General features: G+C 30.2%; 1 protein-coding gene. It reads right to left on the minus strand.

Translation table 11 applies throughout. From position 1 onward, the window contains the following. Positions 1 to 135: 135 nt before the first annotated feature. Positions 136 to 2,253, minus strand: a complete 2,118-nt coding sequence (locus ERX46_RS17400) for an OLD family protein (RefSeq protein ID WP_130095150.1) — start codon at positions 2,251 to 2,253, stop codon at positions 136 to 138. Positions 2,254 to 2,587 lie beyond the last annotated feature (334 nt).

A 2,587-nucleotide genomic window follows, 5' to 3' on the forward strand; every position in this document is an offset into this window, starting at 1 on the left:
TGGAATGTTGGAACTTCATTTGTCGTTTAATCCACCAAGATACGAACCGCCGTATACGAGACCCGTACGTACGGTGGTGTGAGAGGCGCACTCCGTCAGTTTATCTGGCGGAGCCGTCTACTCGATTATCACCAGTTATTTGAAGTATATGTCTTTTGCCTTTTGTGTTAGAAAATAATAAGTTCTAATTCCTAAGCCCTTTATGTGTTCAATTTTATCGGCTCGTAATAATTCAGATTTAACCAGCTTAACAGCTCTTTTCGAAGCTTTTTGGTAAGAACAATCAAGCTCTTGTGCTAACGAAGTTGGATATTGAGGTTCGTTTATATATATAGAATTTAATAACCTAATGTCAAATTCAGGTAATTGTAGTTCTTCCTCTACTTGGTCTGTCAGATTAATTTCAACGTGTTCTAAATTACAAATCCCTTTTTTACATTTAGGACACATCATATCAAACATCTCAAGCATTTCCAATTTTTCGTACGGTAATGAATTAGAACAATTATTACATTTGAACTGTTTAGCATCTGATATATATTCTCTAACAATATCAGAATTATTAAACCTCCTTTGAATCACATATTTTCTATCTGTTCCTTTTCCATAATTTATATCTTCTGATTTACATAGACCGTGATTTAAAGAATAAAAGGCCATTAAAGTTTTTCCATCTTGGTCTTTTTGTTCACTATATTTAGTTATGAAATAATTTAACTCTAACGTTCTTAAAACATTTTCTAATTTTTTATCTATATAAAAGTGACTTGTAGGTGGTTTTGATTTGTCGGCTTGAAAAATTTTCGACTCGGATGTAGATATTTCAGTTTTGTTGGTTTTTGATTTTGAAATAATATTATTCAAAACTTCATTTAGATGAAATTTCTCTAATCTTTCGCTAAATGCGCTTCGCATATATTTATTTTTTGAGAAAAACACTTCTACAGTATCTTTAAAAAATCTTTCAGAAGCGATGTTTATATCTTGTAGTGTAATTTTCTTTCCTTTTGAAACACTTGTTTGAAATGAATACCATAGAACCCAACCTATGTTTCTAGGGACATTTGATGTAGAGTCGAAAAGTAGTTGATAAAACTGTTCCATTGGCACTTTATCTGAATATGCGAAAAAGGATTCAGGCTTTACACTACAAAAATAAGAACATCTTTTTGTGAGTAATCTTTTAACGTTGTTTATGGCTTCTTTTTGAGTATTGGATACTTTTCCAGATTGATATAAGTCGTAATAATCAAGTTTTATTTGTTCAATTTTTTGAGGGTCAATATCTCCTAAATAAACTCTATTTGGATAACCAGCTATTTTGAATTTGAAAAATTCTTCAGACCAATTGTTTAATGGCGATACAATAGTGTCCACAAAAACTTTCATAGCTTCCTCCTGTATTTCAGAGAAGTCGTCTAAGCATATGAAAACATAGTTAATACCTATTTCTTTTAAAAGTTTTTTTAATTCTAAGAGTACTTTATGAGGCTCATAATACTGTAAAAATATTTCAGAAAAGGCTTCATCAATATTTTCAGAATGTTTATTTGATTTTTGGCTACCTTTTTCAAAACCAGCAGTGCCTTCTATTGCTTTTTCAGATACTTTCCCTCCTAAATTAAAATTTGTAGAACTAGAATTTTCATTGAAATTATTCTCAGTAGACTGGACAATTTTTTCTTTTAAAATTAATATATCCTCACTTTCCTTTTTATCAATATTTTTAAAAATTTGAGATATTTCATCTTTAAAATTTTGTTTATCAGGACCAAATTTTTTCGATATTGAAGCTAAGAAAAATCTTAAAGTATTAGTTTTTACTTCTTCTTCAATTTGGGATAATATTAATTTAAGAAATGACTTGAAAAGGAAATATTTGTCAAGTTCCTCTTTATTAAGAATATTCTTAAAGTTTGCTGAGTTATAAGTGAATGTTCTTGATTGGTCAAAAATTGTTTTTACATCTAAGTATAGAGATAATTTATCTTTAGACTTCCTAACTTCGTGCTGAAGTCTAGCTATGATTGTAGATTTTCCAGTTCCTTTTCGACCAATTAATATTGTAGTATTAGGCTTTAGAGAAGTTTTAAGTACAAAATCATTTTCTAATGGGTCAACGTAAAGCTTTTCAATTATGTTTTCATCCTTGTTTATGTCAGAGAGGTCAGCTCGTCTGCTCTTTTTCAAAGAATCGACCATATCAAAAAAACCATCAATTAGATTTTGTCTTCTTTCTTCTTCTTTAGTCATTTAGTTTTTTTTAATTGGTGATAACGGTCTTGTGTATGAAACGTAGCGTATAAATAAACTCTAACTTTTCGGATTTAGCACGAGCCGAATTTTTAATTTTTATGTTTAATTTTCTTTTTTAAATATAACCAAATTAAAAATTTGGCGTACTCTGTAAATACACGAAAACCTCTCGGAAAGCCTATAATAGCTATGTTTTATACACGTTGTGTGTGCCTTGAATGGTAAATATAAATAAATTCTCACAACAAGTTGTGAGAAAGTCCAGAGAGTGTAAGTCTCTCATGTGCTGGGGTAACGCCTGGAAGCATTAGTAAGTCGCAAGCTGGTTTGG

The organism is Brumimicrobium glaciale (assembly GCF_004152935.1).
Lineage (GTDB): Bacteria > Bacteroidota > Bacteroidia > Flavobacteriales_D > Crocinitomicaceae > Brumimicrobium > Brumimicrobium glaciale.